At 46.4% G+C, this 19,249-nt stretch carries 17 protein-coding genes and 1 riboswitch; of the genes, 11 read left to right on the top strand and 6 right to left on the bottom strand.

Annotated features, from left to right (window positions below; all coding sequences use genetic code 11):
- Positions 1-23 precede the first annotated feature (23 nt).
- From BQ8014_RS14755 to BQ8014_RS14735, 5 genes are all read left to right on the top strand, one after another.
- The gene (locus BQ8014_RS14755; RefSeq protein ID WP_080905990.1) at positions 24-929 is read left to right on the top strand and encodes a hypothetical protein; all 906 of its coding nucleotides are present in this window, start codon (positions 24-26) and stop codon (positions 927-929) included.
- 198 nt (positions 930-1,127) lie between these two features.
- Positions 1,128-2,498 (top strand): TolC family protein, encoded by a 1,371-nt coding sequence (locus BQ8014_RS14750; RefSeq protein WP_080905013.1) that lies wholly within the window; start codon positions 1,128-1,130, stop codon positions 2,496-2,498.
- 14 nt (positions 2,499-2,512) lie between these two features.
- Positions 2,513-3,517, top strand: a complete 1,005-nt coding sequence (locus BQ8014_RS14745; protein WP_080905012.1) for an HlyD family secretion protein — start codon at positions 2,513-2,515, stop codon at positions 3,515-3,517.
- 3 nt (positions 3,518-3,520) lie between these two features.
- Positions 3,521-4,690, top strand: a complete 1,170-nt coding sequence (locus BQ8014_RS14740; RefSeq protein WP_080905011.1) for an ABC transporter permease — start codon at positions 3,521-3,523, stop codon at positions 4,688-4,690.
- 9 nt (positions 4,691-4,699) lie between these two features.
- Entirely contained in the window at positions 4,700-5,968 is a 1,269-nt protein-coding gene (locus tag BQ8014_RS14735; protein WP_080905989.1) for an ABC transporter permease, read from the top strand.
- On the opposite strand, the gene BQ8014_RS14730 is transcribed toward BQ8014_RS14735, so the two are convergent.
- On the bottom strand, positions 5,965-7,374 hold the full coding sequence (locus tag BQ8014_RS14730; RefSeq protein ID WP_234998058.1) for a DUF1080 domain-containing protein: 1,410 nt from the start codon (positions 7,372-7,374) through the stop codon (positions 5,965-5,967). The genes BQ8014_RS14735 and BQ8014_RS14730 overlap by 4 nt on opposite strands.
- 198 nt (positions 7,375-7,572) lie before the next feature.
- Between BQ8014_RS14730 and BQ8014_RS14725 the strand changes: the two genes are divergently transcribed.
- The 4 genes from BQ8014_RS14725 (at position 7,573) to BQ8014_RS14710 (ending at position 12,384) form a co-directional block, all read left to right on the top strand.
- Positions 7,573-8,469 (top strand): sugar phosphate isomerase/epimerase family protein, encoded by an 897-nt coding sequence (locus tag BQ8014_RS14725; RefSeq protein ID WP_080905010.1) that lies wholly within the window; start codon positions 7,573-7,575, stop codon positions 8,467-8,469.
- Positions 8,470-8,562: 93 nt separating this feature from the next.
- Positions 8,563-8,756, top strand: a riboswitch (cobalamin riboswitch).
- 48 nt (positions 8,757-8,804) lie between these two features.
- Positions 8,805-10,316 carry an acetyl-CoA carboxylase biotin carboxylase subunit gene (accC, locus tag BQ8014_RS14720; protein WP_080905009.1) on the top strand — a complete coding sequence of 504 codons (1,512 nt, stop codon included), beginning with the start codon at positions 8,805-8,807 and terminating at the stop codon, positions 10,314-10,316.
- Positions 10,317-10,328: 12 nt separating this feature from the next.
- Positions 10,329-10,862 carry an acyl-CoA carboxylase biotin carboxyl carrier protein subunit gene (locus BQ8014_RS14715; protein WP_080905008.1) on the top strand — a complete coding sequence of 178 codons (534 nt, stop codon included), beginning with the start codon at positions 10,329-10,331 and terminating at the stop codon, positions 10,860-10,862.
- Positions 10,852-12,384, top strand: coding sequence for an acyl-CoA carboxylase subunit beta (locus tag BQ8014_RS14710; RefSeq protein ID WP_080905007.1), 1,533 nt, complete (start codon positions 10,852-10,854; stop codon positions 12,382-12,384). Before BQ8014_RS14715 ends, BQ8014_RS14710 begins: the two co-directional genes overlap by 11 nt.
- Before the next feature lie 14 nt (positions 12,385-12,398).
- On the opposite strand, the gene BQ8014_RS14705 is transcribed toward BQ8014_RS14710, so the two are convergent.
- The 5 genes from BQ8014_RS14705 to BQ8014_RS14685 form a co-directional block, all read right to left on the bottom strand.
- Positions 12,399-13,139, bottom strand: a complete 741-nt coding sequence (locus BQ8014_RS14705; protein WP_080905006.1) for an HAD family hydrolase — start codon at positions 13,137-13,139, stop codon at positions 12,399-12,401.
- Positions 13,140-13,207: 68 nt separating this feature from the next.
- On the bottom strand, positions 13,208-14,554 hold the full coding sequence (locus tag BQ8014_RS14700; protein ID WP_080905005.1) for a glucose-6-phosphate isomerase: 1,347 nt from the start codon (positions 14,552-14,554) through the stop codon (positions 13,208-13,210).
- 8 nt (positions 14,555-14,562) lie between these two features.
- Positions 14,563-15,558 (bottom strand): NAD(P)H-dependent glycerol-3-phosphate dehydrogenase, encoded by a 996-nt coding sequence (locus BQ8014_RS14695; RefSeq protein ID WP_080905004.1) that lies wholly within the window; start codon positions 15,556-15,558, stop codon positions 14,563-14,565.
- Positions 15,559-15,570: 12 nt separating this feature from the next.
- A complete protein-coding gene (gene lysS, locus BQ8014_RS14690; protein ID WP_080905003.1) occupies positions 15,571-17,304 on the bottom strand; it encodes a lysine--tRNA ligase in 1,734 nt (577 codons plus the stop codon).
- Between the two features lie 117 nt (positions 17,305-17,421).
- Positions 17,422-18,222, bottom strand: a complete 801-nt coding sequence (locus tag BQ8014_RS14685) for a hypothetical protein (protein ID WP_139785135.1) — start codon at positions 18,220-18,222, stop codon at positions 17,422-17,424.
- 285 nt (positions 18,223-18,507) lie between these two features.
- Between BQ8014_RS14685 and BQ8014_RS14680 the strand changes: the two genes are divergently transcribed.
- Both BQ8014_RS14680 and BQ8014_RS14675 read left to right on the top strand, forming a co-directional pair.
- The gene (locus BQ8014_RS14680) at positions 18,508-18,696 is read left to right on the top strand and encodes a hypothetical protein (protein WP_080905001.1); all 189 of its coding nucleotides are present in this window, start codon (positions 18,508-18,510) and stop codon (positions 18,694-18,696) included.
- A 192-nt stretch (positions 18,697-18,888) separates the two neighbouring features.
- On the top strand, positions 18,889-19,248 hold the full coding sequence (locus tag BQ8014_RS14675) for a hypothetical protein (RefSeq protein WP_080905000.1): 360 nt from the start codon (positions 18,889-18,891) through the stop codon (positions 19,246-19,248).
- Position 19,249 lies beyond the last annotated feature (1 nt).

Here is a 19,249-nt window from a genome sequence, read left to right as displayed (position 1 = left end):
ATTTATATACTTCTTCAATGGATATGGATACGGAAAAGAATGAAAATAAAGATCTGAAAAAAGTTTCTTTACTTATTTTTATGGTGGTGATCTTGCTTTTGATCGCGGGAGGTGCTATATACTATATCTATCATCAAAAACAGCAGATGTCCGATTTGGTGGAAACATTCAATCTGGAAAAGGAATCGTTGGAAGACGACTATTCCGAGTTATCGCTTCAGTATGAAGGTTATAAGTTCAGTGTCGGCAATGACTCGCTGGTTGCCTTGCTTTCGACGGAACAGATGAAGGTGCAGCGCCTGCTGGAAGAATTGAAGACGGTAAAGGTGACCAATGCCCGGCGTATCAATGAATTGAAGAAAGAACTGGAGACGCTGCGGAAGATTATGCGGGGATACGTGATACAAATCGATTCCCTGAACCGCGAGAATGCGCAGTTGAAGACCGAAAACAAGCAAGTCACCCAAAAATATCAACAGGCCACGTCGACAGCGGCCCAGTTATCGAAAGAAAAAGAAAAACTGACGGAGAGAGTGGTGCTGGCCAGTCGTTTGGATGCTACCGGTATCCGAGTGGATGCTCTGAACAAGAGAGGTAAGGCGGCGAAACGCATCGACCAGATGACACAGTTTGTGATTCATTTTTCTATTGCCAGGAATATCACCGCCTCCGTGGGGGAGAAGACCGTTTATATACGAATTCAAAAGCCGGATGACGATATACTTGCCAAGCCTAATTCCGGCTTCTTTACTTTTGAAAATAGGGATCTTAAATATTCGATCAAGAAAGATATAGAATATGACGGTGAGGAATTGCCTGTCACTATGTATTGGTCTATTGAGGAATTTCTTTCTCCGGGCACCTACCGCGTAGATATTTTTGTAGACGGCAACCTGATCGGGCGTAAAACATTCGCTTTGGAGAAATAGGATGCTTCTTCGGAATAATAAGAATTAAGGAAGAATTTATTTATTTTTGAATCATCATTTGGCTCGTACGATTTATGTGATTAAATTCGCCATTCACAATATTGTATTTTCTTTTTCAGAGGGAAAACACTGTATGTGATGGATCCGGTTGGGCGGAAGGATAAAACCGGATAATAATGATAAATAAAAGAGCGAACAATGAAACGAATTGTGCTGTTATTTGCTTTTCTGATTTTGATAGGGAATGTCTATTCCCAGCAATTGCTAACGCTTGAAGAATGCCGGGCGTTAGCCATTCAAAACAATAAAAACCTACGGATTGGGAATGAAAAGATTAAGATTGCGGACGCCGACCGTAAAGCCGCTTTAACCAAGTACTTTCCTCAGATTTCAGCCACGGGCGCCTACCTGTGGAATGAGAAGGATATCAATCTTTTCGATTTTAATCGGTTGGGAGCTGCCGGCGCGCTTGTTCCCCAATCGCTGAAAGATGTGTTACGTCTGGATATAGAGAATATCTGGCTGGGAAACCTGTCGTTGGTGCAGCCGGTCTTTATGGGAGGGAAGATCATCTCTTATAATCAACTTGCCTCTTACGCCAAACAGTTGGCAGAGTCGATGAATGATCAGGAATTGCAAAATGTAATTTATAAGACGGATGAAACGTATTGGCAGGTCATTTCATTGGTCAATAAAAAGAAACTGGCCGATTCTTACGTCGAATTGCTGGAAAAGATGGACAGCGACGTTTCGGCTTTGATTGCAGAAGGTGTGGCCACAGCAGCGGACGGCTTATCTGTCAAAGTGAAATTAAATGAGGCGGAAATGACGCAGACTCAGGTGGAAAATGGCTTGTCGCTTACCCGGATGCTTCTTGCCCAACTTTGTGGCCTGCCTATAGAGAAGCCGCTGGCCTTGGCGGATGAGAACCTGGAGCGTTTGCCCTTATCGGTAACGGCGGCAACGGAAGCAACAGCCGATGTGACGGAGGCCTTTATGAATCGCCCGGAACTGAAAAGTCTGGATCTGGCGACTAAAATCTTTAAGAAAAAGGAAGCTATTACTTTGGCTGATGCCTTACCTAACCTCGCTCTGATTGGAGGTTATACAATAATGAACCCCAACTCGTATTATGGCTTTAAGAATGAGTTTGCCGGTAGTTTCAATATCGGACTGATGCTGAAGATACCTTTGTCCGGTTGGTGGGAGAATACCTATAAACGAAATGCGGCGAGGGCCGAAACGCATATTAAACAACTGGAATGGGAGAACGCCCGGGAGCAGATAGAGTTGCAGGTGAACCAGTCCATTTATAAGGTGAACGAAGCGAATAAAAAGCAGATCGCCACTGTCAGGAATATGGAGAAGGCGGAAGAGAATCTGCGTACCGCTACACTCGGGTTTGAAGAAGGCGTGATTCCTGTACTTCAGTTGATGGAAGCGCAGACAGCCTGGTTGTCCGCCCGTTCCAATCTGATTGATTCGCAGATTGAAGTGAAACTGGCGGATGTGTATCTCACCAAGGCGATGGGTAAATTATCGACGGATGTCAATAGTAAAAAGGAATAAAAAGAATAACAGATATGGGAAACAAAAAGAAATTTTCGGTCAACAATATGGTTTTGGCTTTTATTACGGTGCTTGTTGTTATTGCATTGGTTGCATTGGTCGGTTTTTTCCTGTTGACCCCGCCGGATGAGATCATCATGGGACAAGCGGAAGCGACTGAGTTCCGTATCTCAGGAAAAGTACCCGGCAGGATAGAGTCTTTCCGCTTTCAGGAAGGCGATCAGGTGAAAGCCGGCGATACATTGGTTTTTCTCAATACTCCCGAGGTAAAGGCTAAGTTACAGCAGGCTGAAGCTGTCCAAGAGGCAGCCCAGGCACAAAACGAGAAGGCAATCCGTGGAGCGCGGCAGGAGCAGATTGCTGCTGCTTACGAGATGTGGCAGAAAGCCGAAGCGGGCCTGGAGGTCGCAAAGAAATCTTTCAACCGGGTGCAGAACCTGTACGACAAGGGTGTCCTTTCCGCTCAGAAGCGAGACGAAGCGGAGGCTAATTATAAGGCGATGGATGCAACGGAAAAGGCGGCAAAAGCACAATATGAGTTGGCGAGGGATGCTGTACGCCGGGAAGACAAGCAGGCTGCTGCCGCCCAACTCCGCCAAGCCGGCGGCGCCGTGGCGGAAGTGGAATCATACATAAAAGAGTCCGCTCTGCTCTCTCCGATCGACGGCGAGGTGGTCGAACGGTTCCCGGAAGTGGGCGAATTGGTCGGTACCGGCTCTCCGATCATGAATATTGCGGATTTAAAGAACATGTGGGTTACCTTTAGTGTCCGTGAAGATCTATTGAAGGATTTCAAGGTAGGGGATGAGATCCGGGGATTCATTCCCGGATTGGATAAAAAAGAGATTACTCTAAAAGTCTATTACCTGAAAGATATGGGTAGTTATGCTGCCTGGAAGGCTACGAAGGCGACCGGGCAATATGATTCCAAAACGTTTGAGGTACGGGCGCGTCCGACAGCATCGGTTGAGGGCCTGCGCCCCGGCATGTCGGTCATTATAAAGAAAGAAGGAGAATAATTGATGTCCATCTTAGAATGTCTCTGGAACTTGTGCAAAAGGGAGGTACAACGGTTGACAGCTCAGCCGATTTATCTTTTTTGTATGGTTGCAGCTCCTCTGATCGGCCTGATTTTCTTCTTGTCGCTGATGCGCGACGGACTGCCGGAGAATCTGCCGATTGCAGTAGTCGATATGGACGACTCTTCTACTTCACGCCAGTTGACCCGGTTGTTGGATTCTTTCCAGATACTGGAGGTGCGCGAACGGACACAGTCTTTCGAAGAGGCGAGGATAGAGATGCAGCGCGGGCATATCTATGGAATCTTTTATATCCCCGAAGATTTTGCCAAGAAAACGATCACCGGCAAGCAACCGAAAATATCTTACTATACTAATAATTCGTTTTTAATTGCCGGATCCCTGCTTTTCAGGGATATGAAAATCGGGGCTACGTTGGCAAACGCCTCTGTCGGTCTGCAGACCGGACTGGCCAAGGGCTATACCGAAGACTTGATTATGGCGGCGCTTCAGCCGATCGTCATCGATGCCCACCCGCTGGGAAATCCTTGGCTAAACTATTCGATCTACCTGAACAACACGATTATACCGACAATCCTTGAGCTGATGATTATCCTGGTGACGGTTTTTAGCCTAGGCACGGAGATGAAGCTCGGAACCGCCCGTGAATGGTTACAGACGGGACGTGAATCCATGATCCTTTCCTTGACGGGCAAACTGATTCCCCATACGGTCATTTTTACCTTGGTCGGTTTCCTTTGTTGCTCTATTTTGTATGGCTATCAGTCTTATCCTTTGGCAAACGGGTGGCCGCCCATTTTGTTGGCTATGCTTCTGCTGGTACTGGCCTCACAAGCTTTCGGCATTTTCCTTTTTTCCTTGATTCCCGTGTTGCGCCTTTCGTTAAGCGCGACCTGCCTGTTGGGAATGCTGGCCTTTTCATTCTCAGGGTTTACCTTTCCCGCGACGGAGATGGCTCCGGCCTTGCAGCCGCTTACTAATCTTTTCCCCGTTCGCCATTATTTCCTGATTTATGTGGATCAGGGATTGATGGGGCGCCCTTTTATTGATTCCTTCGGATCCTATTTGTTTCTTTTGGGATTTCTGATCCTTCCCTTTTTCCTGTTGAAAAACTTGAAGGATGCATTTCTTTATATAAAGTATATTCCGTAAATAAGGATGATGATGAAAAATACTCGTTTACGCGATATGATTACAGAGGGCATCTATGATTCGCTCTATATCTGGAAAGAAGAACTGAAAAAGGTTTTCAAGGACGGCGGCGTGTTGATTTTCTTTCTTCTCGCTCCGTTTATTTATCCGGTGATCTATTCTTTTATCTATAACAACGAGGTGGCCAGAAATGTCAAAATGGTCGTCGTCGATGCCTCAGATACTTTTTTGAGCCGCGAATTTACCCGCCGTATGAATGCGGCTCCGGATGTAAGGGTGGTAGAGGTCTGCCGGGATATGGAAACGGCGAAACGGATGTTGGATAGAAAAGAAGCTTATGGGATCTTGCTTATTCCGTCCGATTTCAGCAAGACTCTGGTGCGGGGCGAAAAGCAGGCGCATGTCTCTTTGTATTGTGATATGAGTTCCTTGCTTTATTATAAAGCATTCTATCTTACGGCTACCGAAGTCTCTTTAGAGATGGGAACCGAGTTGCAGATTCAGAAAAAACCGGCCTATACTTCCCGGGCGGAAGAGATACAGACACAGCCGATCCTGTCCGAATCGACGGCGCTGTATAATCCTCAGAGCGGATTCGGCAGTTTCTTAGTGCCGGCTATCCTGGTTCTGGTAGTGCAGCAAACGCTTTTATTGGGTATCGGCATGTTGAGCGGTACAGATCGGGAACGAAATCGTTTCCATACTATTGTTCCGCTAAAACGACACTTCGGAGGAACCCTCCGGGTTGTTTTCGGAAAGTCGTTGGCCTATTTGGTAATTTATATAGTGGTATGTATCTGGCTCTTTGCCGTTGTGCCTAACCTGTTTTCTTTTCCGCGTGTAAGCCAACCTTTCCATGTGCTGGCATTCCTTCTTCCTTACCTTTTCGCCTGTATTTTTATGGCGATGACGGTGTCCGGCTTTTTGCGGAGCCGCGAGTCCCCCATGCTTATTTTTGTTTTCACCTCGGTGCTCCTTCTCTTTATCTCCGGTATATCCTGGCCGAAAGAAGCCATTCCCCCGTTTTGGAAAGCAATCGGATATGTCTTTCCATCGACTCCAGGCATCCAGGGATTTATCCGGATCCACTCGATGGGAGCCACACTGAAGGAGGTCGCGTTCGAATACCGCCTGCTCTGGATACAGGCGGCTGTCTATTTCCTATCGGCTTGCCTGGTCTATCGCACTCAATATATCCTCACCCGGCAGCGCATGAAGAGGCGCTACCAGTACGCTAAGGAAAGACGGGATCGAAAGCGCGCCAGAGGGGAGGATTAATTCAATTTGACTTTTGGACGATAGATATCCTGTGCTGTCAGGCCGCATTCCTTAATCATCTGAATGCTGTAGGATAGATCGCTAACATCCGGCGTTGTATTATTGCTTCCAAAAGTAAATTTCACTCCGGCCGCCTTGGCTTTCAAAAGGATCGCTTTGTTGGGAATCCGGTATTTTTCATTAATCTCCAGCGCTTTCCCACTCTTTACCAGGGCGTCGACAAATTTGTTCATCCGTGTTTCCGTCCAGAATTCATCATATCGTTGATCCATCGGGGAGGGAAGGAAGCAGGGGTTGACGTAGATATCCACCGGTTCTTTCAATACTTCACAGATCTTGTCTACAATAAGATCCATATACGCCTGTTCGTCTTCAATCCATGTCTCTTCCGGAATCCATAAACGGGTACGGCGTCCTTTGGAATCGGTAAAAGTCAGCGCATCCGTAAAGACGTAATCAAACTGCGCCCTTGCTTCGGGGGAGAAAGTGGTGATCCACTCCCGTCCTTCCGCCTGCATCGCCAGGATAAACGGCTGGGAGCGCATACTGTCCAGGTAAGCGTAAATCTGTTCATCGTTAGTGATTGGGAATCCGATGCCGCAATTAGGGGCGATCGCATAATTGATACCCAGGCGGCGGGATTGTTTCGCGGCTTGTTCCTTCGTCAGGCCTCCTTTCAGGTGGACATGGAAATCTAATACAGGAAAGTTCTCCTGATGAAGCCGGATGATCGGATCCTTTGTCTCGTCCAATGCTTCGGACTCTTGCCGGGCGATGATGTCAGGAGCGGTCTTCTTCGGCAAGGCTTCAACTTTTATGCTCCGGCATTGGATCTCTCCCGATCCGCTGTTTTCCAAGGCGAAGAGGCCGGAGGAAAGAAGCGTTTGGGCATGCGTCTCCGTACGGTAAGGCCGTGCCGGTTCGATATATTCAATCACCGGAACATCGTTGATGTTGACTGTTACGGCCTTCCCCTCCACCTGGACGGTAAGGGTAAACCATTGGTTTTCCTTGGCAAAGCTTTTCGTCAGGTTGCGTACCGAAAGCAGGCTGCCGCTCTTTGTCCACCATTCCGTATCTTGTAGGTCGTTATTGATGGCTATAGCATAGCCTTTCGCGAGCATTGGATCGGTGTGAAACCACAAACGCCCTTTTCCGCCGGGCGTGGTAAGCAACTCCAAAGTCAGTTTAAAGTTCGTATAATCTCCTTTTTTCAGAACTGCCTTGGTATTTGTTCCTGCGAGAACCAGTATCCGGTCTTTGACAGCAGCCTGCCCGGTTATATTCCATAAATCACTGTTTTTTCCGTCAAAAAGGACTTTACTTCCCGGCTGGCTGCATGAAAAACACAGAGTGAATAGCGAAAGCGCCATAAATAACAAAAAAGCGGGTTTATTCATTTGCATTAAAATTGGTTTGTTAGATTGGCAAACTTACAAAAATATGTATTTTATTGATGCATCAGGAGTTTATATTTTTTCGTTTTTTTAAGCTCTAAAAATCGATTATTTGTTAAATAATGGAAAATGTGGGATATATGCTGTCCATCTAAACAAATAGTCTTATTTTTGTAAAAAGATATAATTTTTTCAATCTATTTTATTATGCAAAACAGACGTGATTTTTTGAAAAAGGCCTCCTTAATGCTTGCCGGAGGGGTGGTTATTCCTCAACTTTTATCTTCTTGCGCCGGTTCAGGTGCCGCAGCGAAGAATATCGGGCTTCAGAAGAATATTGGGCTTCAATTGTATTCCTTGCGGGACTTGGTGAAGGAATCGGGTATCAAAGTAACGTTGGAAACCGTTGCCAAGATGGGTTATAAAAACCTTGAAACGGCCAGTTATGACAATGGACTGATCTATGGTTTGCCTCCGCGGGAATTTAAAAAAATGGTGGATGATTTAGGTATGAAATGTACGAGCGCCCATCTGGGACAAGCATTCACGAAAGAAAAAGAAGCGGAAGTCATGGCATGGTGGGATCAGGCGATTGAGGCGCATAATGCTTTGGGAGTCAAATATATGATCCAACCTTGGATGCCGGTCAACGAGCAGACGACCCTCGACGATCTGAAACTTTATTGTGATTACTTTAATACCGTAGGTTATAAGACCGCTTCCGCCAGCATTGCTTTCGGTTATCACAACCATAATTTTGAGTTTCGCAAGATAGGAGACCAACTGATCTATGATTTCTTATTGGATACTGTCAGCAAGAACCATGTATTCTTCGAATTGGATGTTTATTGGTGTATCGAAGGCGGAGGCGACCCGGTCGCATATCTGAAGAACCGTCCCAGCCAATTTAAAGCTATTCATATCAAAGATGAAAAAGAAATCGGAGCCAGCGGAAAGATCGATTTCAAACCTATTTTCGACCAGATGAAAGCAAACAATATCAAGGACTGGTATGTGGAAGTAGAACAATATACAAACAATGATCCGGTGGCCAGCGTTCAACAGAGCTATAACTTCCTTAATAAAGCGGATTATGTGAAATAGTCCGATTGATGAATCAAGATTTAAGGCTGATCCGGAAACGGGTCGGCCTTTCTTGTTTTCAGGGGAAGCTTCTTTGGGTATTGGTTTATTTTGTATATTTGTCGCCGAATAGGTTCTGTATGGCCTGTCCGGGTATGCAGATTAAAAGGGAATCAGGTGAGAATCCTGGACAGTCCCGCTGCTGCGATGCTTTATAAATTCCGATAAATAACTTAAGCCACTGTAAGAGGGAAGGCATATCGGGAGGGAAGCGAGTCAGAAGACCTGCCATTCAGAAAACGGATTAGCTTGCTCGTGGGGTAGAAGTTGATTCACAGGTTAGTAAGAACAGAAAGATGAAAAAAGTATTAATTGCAAACCGGGGCGAAATAGCCGTCCGAGTGATGCGTTCATGCCGGGAGATGGGCATTCGTACCGTTGCCGTGTTTTCGGAAGCGGATCGCGCCGCGAAGCATGTGTTGTATGCGGATGAGGCCTATTGCATTGGTCCGGCTCCGTCGAAAGACAGTTATCTGAATATCGATATTATATTGGAAGTGGCGAAAGAGCACGCGGTGGATGCAATTCATCCGGGCTACGGTTTCCTGTCGGAAAACGCCGCTTTTGCCCGCCGCTGCAGAGAGGAGGGCCTTATTTTTGTCGGCCCGCTGCCCGAAAGCATGGAGGCAATGGGAGATAAAATCTCCGCTCGTATTAAAATGAAAAAAGCCGGTGTACCGGTTGTTCCCGGAACCGAAGAGCCCTTGAAAAGTGCCGAAGAGGCAATCCGGGTCTGTAAGGCGATCGGGTTTCCCGTCATGCTCAAAGCTTCCATGGGAGGCGGAGGCAAGGGAATGCGCTTGATATACAAAGAGGAAGAGGTGAAAGAAGCCTATGAATCAGCCAAGTCGGAATCCCTTTCCTCTTTCGGAGACGATACGGTTTATATAGAGAAGTTTGTGGAAGAACCTCATCACATCGAGTTCCAGATACTGGGTGATATGGAGGGAAATGTCATTCATTTGTGCGAGCGTGAATGTTCCGTACAAAGGCGAAATCAGAAAATAGTGGAAGAGTCGCCTTCTCCTTTCATGACCGAGGCCCTTCGCCGGGAGATGGGAAAACAGGCGGTAGCCGCTGCCAAAGCAGTGAACTATGTCGGCGCTGGTACGATTGAGTTTCTGGTCGATAAGCATCGTAATTTCTATTTTCTGGAAATGAATACCCGCCTGCAAGTCGAGCATCCGATTACGGAAGAGGTGTTGGGCATCGATCTGGTGAAAGAACAGATATTTATCGCCTACGGGAATCCGTTGCGCTATAAACAGGAAGATATCATGCAGCGGGGACACGCTATTGAATGCCGTATTTGTGCGGAAGACGCCGAAAACAATTTCATGCCTTCGCCCGGCGTGATCCGCCACCTTGTGGAACCGACCGGCTTGGGAGTCCGAATCGATAGTTATGTATATGAAGGATATGAGATTCCTATCTATTATGACCCGATGATCGGTAAGCTGATTGTCTGGGCAACAAGTCGGCGGTATGCCATCGAACGCATGCGCCGGGTATTGTATGAATATAAGATTACCGGGCTGAAAACCAATATATCTTATCTTCGTTGTATTATGGAAACCTCTGATTTCATCAAAGGTACCTATGATACGCAATTTATTCCGAAACATGCCGACCGCCTTCGACAGGGATTGGCGGTTACCGATGAAGAAACGGAGAATATGGCTATTATTGCGGCCTATATTGATTACTTGATGAACCTGAACGAAAATGCGCCGGATACGACTGCCGACGACCGGCCAATCAGCAGGTGGCGCGAATTCGGATTACATAAAGGCGTCTTACGTATTTAAAAAGAAAGAACGATGGAAATACATATCGGATCACGCGTTGCCGAAGTCGAGATGATCAACAAAGACGGCAATAAGATACAGGTAACAATCGACGGGAAACCATATGATGTTGACGTCGTAATGGCGGAGAACGGCGTTTGCTCGATTCTCCATGAAGGCCGGTCGTACAATGCCGAATTGTTTCGTTTTGAGAACGGAAAGAATTATAAGGTGAATATGCCTCTGTCTTCCTATGCGGTAAATATTATCGACTCGCAGGCAAAGTATCTGCGGCTCCGGAAGAAACAGGAGGATTTACAGGACGATAAGATCATTTCACCCATGCCGGGCAAGGTTGTCCGCATTCCGATAAAGGTCGGCGATTTTGTCCCTGCCGGAGAGACTGTTGTGGTATTGGAGGCGATGAAGATGCAGAGTAACTATAAGGTAAATGCCGATTGCTATATCAAAGAGATTTTAGTTAAGGAGGGGGATGCAGTCAACAATGATCAGGTATTGATCCGGTTGGATTTAAACGTAGAAAAAGAAGAAAACGATGGGAAATAAGGAACGGTACGACCAGTTCATCGAGCGAAACCGGCAAGCGGAACTTGGAGGCGGGGCCGATAAATTACAGAAACGCCGGGAGGCTGGGATTCTTTCGGCCCGTGAACGGATTGAGATGTTGCTCGATAAAGGTACTTTTGTGGAGATAGACAAGTTTGTCGTCCATCATTGCACTGATTTCGAAATGGAGAAACATAAATATGCAGGCGACGGAATCGTTTCCGGATATGGAAAAGTGAACGGGCGTATTGTTTTTGTCTACGCCTACGATTTCACTATTCTTGGAGGTTCGCTGAGTGCAGCTAATGCACAGAAGATTGTGAAAGTGCAATCACTTGCCCTCAAAAACGGGGCACCGATCGTCGCATTGAATGATTCCGGCGGTGCACGTATCCAGGAGGGAGTGGAAAGCCTATCGGGGTACGCCTCCATTTTCTATCAGAATACGATGGCATCCGGCGTGGTGCCCCAGATTTCGGCAATTCTCGGCCCTTGTGCCGGCGGGGCCTGCTATTCGCCGGCGCTGACGGACTTTATCTTTATGGTGAAGGAGAAGAGCCATATGTTCGTGACCGGACCGGATGTGGTCCGTACGGTAACGCATGAGGAGGTCAGTAAGGAAGAGTTGGGCGGAGCCTATACGCATAGCAGCAAGAGCGGAGTTTGTCACTTTTTGGGGAATACGGAAGAGGAAGTGATTTTGGGAATACGTGAATTGCTGGGATTCATCCCTTCCAATAATATGGAGGATGCTCCGAAGTCGGCTGTCACAGACGATATCCACCGGGAAGAAGAGGCATTGCAAAGCGTCGTGCCGGACGATCCTAACTTGCCCTATGACATCAAGGATCTCATCGAACCGGTTGTCGACGATCATTATTTTTTCGAGGTCATGCCTCATTTTGCTAAGAATATCGTAATCGGATTCGCCCGTTTAGGTGGGAAATCGGTCGGAATCGTGGCCAACCAGCCGGCCTATCTGGCCGGAGTGCTGGATATCGACGCCTCCGATAAGGCCGCGCGGTTCATTCGCTTTTGTGACTGTTTCAATATCCCGCTGATTACCTTTGAAGATGTGCCGGGATTCCTTCCGGGCTGCGTCCAGGAGCATAACGGCATCATCCGTCATGGTGCGAAGATCGTATACGCTTTTGCCGAGGCCACGGTGCCGAAGATTACCCTGATTACGCGGAAGGCATATGGCGGAGCCTATATCGTCATGTCGAGCAAACTGACCGGTGGAGATGTCAACCTGGCTTATCCGACGGCGGAAATTGCCGTCATGGGAGAAGAAGGTGCGGTAAATATCTTGTATCGTAAGGCAAATCCGGAGGAAAAGGCGGAAGCGATGGCGCATTATCGTGAGAACTTTGCCAATCCGTACAAGGCGGCGGAGCTGGGCTATATCGACGAGATTATCCTGCCGAAGCAGACCCGCTTCAAACTGATCCAGGCATTGGAGATGACACGCAACAAGAACCAGAGTAATCCTCCCAAAAAGCATGGTAACATGCCCTTATAAAAAGGAGGAAAGGTTTATTTCGAATACGTTTTTACTTCATGCATCAGATGCTGCCAATCATTGGCAAGGCTTTGCATGTCAGGATAGAGGAGGTTCGCTCCCTCGTCTAATAGGGCGCTGTCGGGCAGAGGACCGGTATTGACGGCAATCGTAAAGATACCGGCTGCCACCCCGGCGCGGACGCCCATCGGGGCGTTTTCAATAATAAACGCTTCGTTGGCTTTGACTTTCGCCTTTACCAATCCCTTCAGGTAAGGTTCCGGATCGGGTTTCCCATGAGTCACATCATAGGCGGTAACCATTTTCTCTCGTATGAAATGACCTGGGAACATTCGTTCCAATTTGTCGATTAGGCTATGTTGCCCGGAGCCGGTAACTACCAACCGTTGCAAGCCGGAGGCCTTTACCTGTTCCAGCACATCGATTGCTCCGGCCATCGGCCTGCCTTCGTTATAGGTATTGAAGAGGCGTGATTTCTCTTTATAAATGCGTTCTATTTCCTCTTGGGTCGCCTCCCGGTGAAAGGTGCGGTAGAATAGTTTGTTGATGGTATATCCACCGACACATCCCTCAAAGAGGTAAAAGTCCTCCATACTGCCTTCCAGATGTTCTTTCCGGGTAGCCTCCAGCCAGGCTTTGACATGATAGGGCATGGAATCGTATAGTATGCCGTCCATGTCGAATAATACGGCTTTCGGATTCAGGACAGGCTGGTTCCGGTTTTGCAGGTAATATGTAATCGCGTCTTTAATCATAGGATCGTATTAAAAATAAAAAGTAGGAAATGAAAAGTTCACTCCCTACTTTTTACCGGTTTCTTAAATTATAATTTTGCCTTGATGGCTTCGCTTTCTTTTTCGTATCCCGGCTTATTTAACAGGGCGAACATATTCTTTTTGTAGGCCTCGACACCCGGTTGGTCGAACGGATTCACGCCCAGCGTATATCCGCTGATTCCGCAGGCTTTTTCGAAGAAATAGAACAACTGCCCGATAAAGTATGCGCTGACTTCCGGCAGAGTGATTTTGATGTTGGGAACACCACCGTCTACATGGGCTAATTGCGTACCCAATTCAGCCATCTTGTTTACTTCGTCCACCCGTTTGCCGGCAAGAAAGTTCAGCCCGTCCAGATTGGCTTCATCTGTTGGGATTGTCAACTTATGATCCGGATTTTCCACAGAGATGACGGTTTCGAAAATGATACGTTCTCCGTCTTGGATCCATTGTCCCATTGAGTGCAGGTCAGTCGTGAAATCGACGGAAGCCGGGAAGATTCCCTTGTTCTCTTTTCCTTCACTTTCGCCATAAAGTTGTTTCCACCATTCGCCGATATAATGCAATTTGGGGTGAAAGTTTGCCAGGATCTCTATTTTCTTTCCTTCGGCATAGAGTATGTTACGTATGGCGGCATAGACGGAAGCGATATTTTCCTTAAAAGGGATGCTTTCATCGGTTGCCTTTTCGAGGGAAACCGCACCGGCTACAAGGTCGCGGATATTGATTCCCGCCACGGCGATCGGCAGCAATCCTACCGGGGTAAGGACGGAGAAACGGCCTCCCACATTATCCGGGATTACAAATGTCTTGTAACCTTCCTGTGTGGCCAGTTTGCGTAAAGCGCCTTTGGCGTGATCGGTAACCGCAACAATGCGGTGTTTTGCCTCGGCTTTGCCGACCGTCTCTTCCAGTTGTTTTTTCAGGATACGGAAGGCGAGAGCCGGTTCGGTTGTTGTTCCGGATTTGGAAATATTAATGAGTCCGAATTGTTTTCCTTTTAATATTTCAGTCAGTTCGTACAGGTAATCTTCACCGATATTATGTCCGGCATAAACCAGCACGGGATTTTTGCGGTCGGTGTGCAGCCAGTCAAAACTATTGTTTAATGCTTCCACTACGGCTTTTGTACCTAAATAGCTGCCGCCGATGCCGATTACGACTACGACTTCGCATTTGGAGCGTAGAACGGCTGCCGTTTCTTCTATTTCTTTCAGATCTGCGTCCGTAATGGAAGAAGGAAGGTGTAACCAACCGAGGAAATCGTTCCCTGCGCCGTCACCCTTGTGCAAGGTAGCGAGGCTTTGGTTAATTTTGCTCTCCAGGGCGTTTACCTTTTCGAGCGTTACTGCTTTACCGAGCGCTTTGTCTATATTCAGACTAATTTTTTTCATATCATTAATTATTTAAAAGTTTCAGTTAGTTTCCGGATAATCGTTAAAGGAGATTTGCGCGCATACAAAATATTGTATACCGCATCGAGAATAGGCATTTCTACGTTATATTTTTCGTTGATTTCATGAACGCATTTGGTGCCGAAATACCCTTCGGCAATCATTTCCATTTCCAACTGGGCTGTCTTTACAGAATAACCTTTGCCGATCATCGTCCCGAAGGTGCGGTTTCGGCTGTAGCGCGAATAAGCGGTGACCAGCAGGTCACCCATGTAAACCGAGTCGGTTATGTCGCGCTGTAAAGGATGTACAGCATTCAGGAAGCGCCTCATTTCATCCAATGCATTGGATAGGAAAACCGCCTGGAAGTTGTCCCCGTATTTCATCCCGTGGCAGATACCGGCGGCGATGGCGTATACATTTTTCAACACCGAAGCATATTCGATTCCGATGACGTCGTTACAGCAGGAATTCATCAGATAGCTGTTCTTGAACGTGGAAGACATGATCCGTGCATTCTCCAGATCCGAACAGGCCAGGGTAAGATAAGACAGGCGTTCAAGCGCAATCTCTTCCGCATGGCAAGGCCCTGAAACAATGGCGATACTGTCTACTGGAACTTTATAATAATCTATCAGATAGTCTGTCACCAGCATGTTCTCGTCGGGAACAATTCCCTTGATCGCTGAAATGATGAATTTCTTGCTTAAGGAAGTCCGTACTTTTTTCAGATGTTGTTTCACGAAAGGAGACGGGATAGCCAGAATCAACGTGTCCGACGCTTTGATGGCATCATTGATATTTGAATAAAACGAAATCCTTTCGGTGTCGAATTTAACCGCGGTCAGATAAGCCGGATTATGTCCCAGGCGCTGAAACTCCTCGATCTGGTCGGGGCGGCGCATGTACCAGTTGATCTGAGAATGAGTGGACAGGACAATCTTCGCCAAGGCGGTAGCCCAACTACCTCCACCCATTATCGCAATTCTACCGGGTAATTCCATAGTTAATTCTTTTTAATGATTTGCCGTATTTGCTATCCACGATTCAACTTCAGGCGCCGTGGGGTTTTCAAGTCCCAATTTATACTTTTTATTAATCTCGAAAAGTTGTTGACGAACAATCTGTGGATTGGCCCCGTTCAATAAATCGACGGTTACATAACCTGCTTTTTGCAGCGCCGGTATCCACTCTTTGCCAATGCCTAAAGCGATATATTTTTCAACCGCATCTTTTTTGACCACCTTTTCCGGACGCATCTGCGGGAAAAGCAATACTTCCTGTATACTTTCCTGACCAGTCAGGAACATCACGAGACGATCCATGCCGATGCCCATTCCACTCGTAGGAGGCATGCCATATTCCAACGCACGGATGAAATCATTGTCGATGAACATCGCTTCGTCATCTCCCTTTTCGGAAAGGCGGAGCTGTTCTTCGAAACGCTCGCGCTGGTCGATCGGATCGTTCAGCTCGGAATAAGCGTTTGCCAGTTCCTTTCCATTGACCATCAGTTCGAAGCGTTCGGTCAGTTCCGGATTGTCGCGATGGCGCTTACAGAGCGGAGACATTTCGATCGGATAATCGGTGATGAATGTCGGCTGAATATAATTCCCTTCGCATTTGGCACCGAAAATTTCATCGATTAGTTTGCCTTTCCCCATCGTTTCGTCCTGTTCGATATCCAATTTCCTGCAGACCTCGCGCAGTTGATTTTCATCCATTCCGCTAATGTCGACGCCGGTATTCTCATGAATGGCATCGATCATGGTGATACGTTTATAAGGTGCCTTGAAATCGACTTCTTTCTCGCCGATCTTCACTTTCGTGGTACCAAGTACATCCATGCAAATCTTTTCCAACATTTGCTCGGTGAATGCCATCATCCAGTTGTAGTCTTTATAAGCTACATATATTTCCATGCAGGTAAACTCAGGATTGTGTGTACGGTCCATTCCTTCGTTGCGGAAGTTACGGCTAAACTCATACACCCCTTCAAAGCCACCGACGATGAGTCGTTTCAGATATAATTCATTGGCTACGCGCAGGTACAAAGGAATATCCAACGCATTATGATGCGTAATGAACGGACGTGCGCTGGCACCCCCGGGGATGCTTTGCAATACCGGGGTATCTACTTCGATATAACCTCTCTCATTGAAGAAGTTGCGCATTGAATTGAATATCCTTGTTCTTTTGAGGAAAATCTCTTTTACTTCGGAGTTGACGACCAAATCTACATACCGTTGGCGGTAGCGTAATTCGGGGTCGTTGAATCCGTCATAGACAACGCCGTCCTTCTCTTTGACAATCGGAAGCGGGCGCAGGGATTTGGACAGAACGGTCAGTTCCTGTGCATGAACGGAAATTTCTCCCATCTGAGTGCGGAAGACGAATCCTTTGACGCCTACAAAGTCGCCGATATCGAGTAGTTTCTTGAAGACCGTATTATATAACTCTTTATCTTCGCCGGGACAAATGTCGTCACGAGAGATATATACTTGTATTCTGCCCTTCGAATCCTGTAATTCCATAAAGGAGGCTTTCCCCATGATGCGGCGGCTCATGATGCGGCCGGCAATCTGTACCGGTCGGGGAGGAGCGTCGTCTATAAAGGATTTCTTTATCTCGTCGGAGTAGGCATTCGTCACATATTCGGTTGCCGGATAAGGATTGAAACCCATTTGCCGTAATTGCTCCAGGCTATTGCGGCGAATGATTTCCTGTTCGCTCAGTTCTAATATATTCATTCTTAATTTTCTTACTTATGTTCCGCAAAAGTACAAAATATTATTGTGTTCAGGCAATACGCCCGGTGAATTCGCAGGGTAAAGCTCTAAAAGAACGTTTATTTGCTTTTACAGCTTTCACTTGAAGATCGGATAAACCAGGAACTGCCGGTTCCATTTTCGGTTGACGGGATTATATTCGTATTGCATGCCCGCTCCTACACTGAATTTTTCTGTGATCTTCATACGGATTCCTCCCCCGGCACGAGTATGGTCGTAAAAAGGACTCATAAGGAGGTGCGGGTTTTTCTCCTCGCTCCCGTCATAGATGGCGTATTGCCCCCACATATCCACTCCGAACCGGTTACTGAGTTCGTAACCGGCATGGGTATAGAAGCCTCCCATATATTCCGGGGAGATATTGAACGGGGAATAATAGTTGGTGACAAAGGCTCCGCCGGTAAGTGCCAGGTTATTGTACCGCCAGGTGAGCGCCGGGGAAAGGCTCGTAACGCCTCCCGTTCCTATCCATGAATCTTTTAACCCGAGTACCGAAAACGTCAGGCTTTCGTTGATAGGGACAAGCTCGATTTCCCTGAAGTCGAATGCCTGCGGAGAAACGCGCCTGAGCATTGAGGCATACGGATTAAAGAAAGGAAGGTATGCCGCCGATAGGAGCTGCATGTTCATCGGACGATCCTTTACCGAGGGAAGCGACTGCGTTTCCACTTCTATTTTTTTCAGATTATTTTCCACCGCCGTTGTCGTCTGCGGTGTATACGATTTATAGTCAAAAGAAGGAACATTCAGGTTGAGCTCTATTTCCTTGGGGATTGCGATAATTTTTCCTTCTTTATTCAACTCGAAAGTGAAGCTGCTCTGTGCTTGCGCAGACATAATAAGAGAAAAAAATAACAATAAAATCTTAATCTGTTTCATAATTTTTTCCTTTCTCTCCTTTATATAAAGCAATCGATAGGAAACAAAGATAAAATATATTATTTAAAAGTCCTATTTCCCGGACTTGGGAAAACGATGATTTTATAGATCAGGATAGAGAATCTGGGTAATTCTACTTGGATTTTGCTCTTTTTTCCCGGGGAAAACACAAAAAAAGAGCTTTTCAATAAAAAAAAAACACTTTTTGTATTGAGAATAATAAAATCAATTAACTTTGCACCGGGTATATATATTTATGTTAATAGGTTCTAAAATTTTAAGGAAATGAAAAAAATTTCAATGGTAGTTATTGCAGCAGCAATGGCTGTGTCTTTTGTAGCATGTGGAAATAAGTCTAGTGAAGCAACAACGGAAGAAGAAACAGCTCCGGCTGTTGAAGAAACAACAGTTGCTCCGGCTGATAGCACATTCGCAGTTGATACTGTCGCTGCACCTGCTGACAGCGTAAAGTAAGTGTTATTGAAACAAGAAATTTGTTCCATTAGGACACGAGTGAAAAAAAGTAGCTAGAGATAGCTACTTTTTTGTTTTTTATACCTAAATGATTCTTCTCCTTATTTGATTATTAGATTAATTATTAGTATGTTTGTCCACAAGGGAAAGACATCGATCGGATTTGATAACTCAAACTAAAATGATAAGAATATGAAAACTTTCGCAAAACAGATTTTATTTGTTTTTTTTGCCGTATCTCTGGCGGCATGTGGTGGAAAAACGAGTGAGAATAAGGCGGAAACAGAAACAACTGTTGAGGCAGATCCTGCCGTTAAGGCTTCTTATGATGAATATGTGGCTTTGATAGGAAAAGCGGTTTCTTTGGTGGAAAAGGTGAAGAAAGGGGAAGGCGCCGCCCATCAGGAATGGGTTATCTCCGTTCCCAAGATTAAATCCCTGGCTTTGGAATTGCAACGGAATTCGGATAAGCTGACGAAAGCACAAAACGACAGCATCGTTGAACTGGCAAAGAAATACGCCGAGGCTACTTTGGCTGTGGATGAAAAATAGA

This window comes from Parabacteroides sp. Marseille-P3160 (assembly GCF_900162725.1).
Classification (GTDB): Bacteria; Bacteroidota; Bacteroidia; order Bacteroidales; family Tannerellaceae; genus Marseille-P3160.
This window is presented reverse-complemented; position numbering and strand designations above follow the sequence as displayed.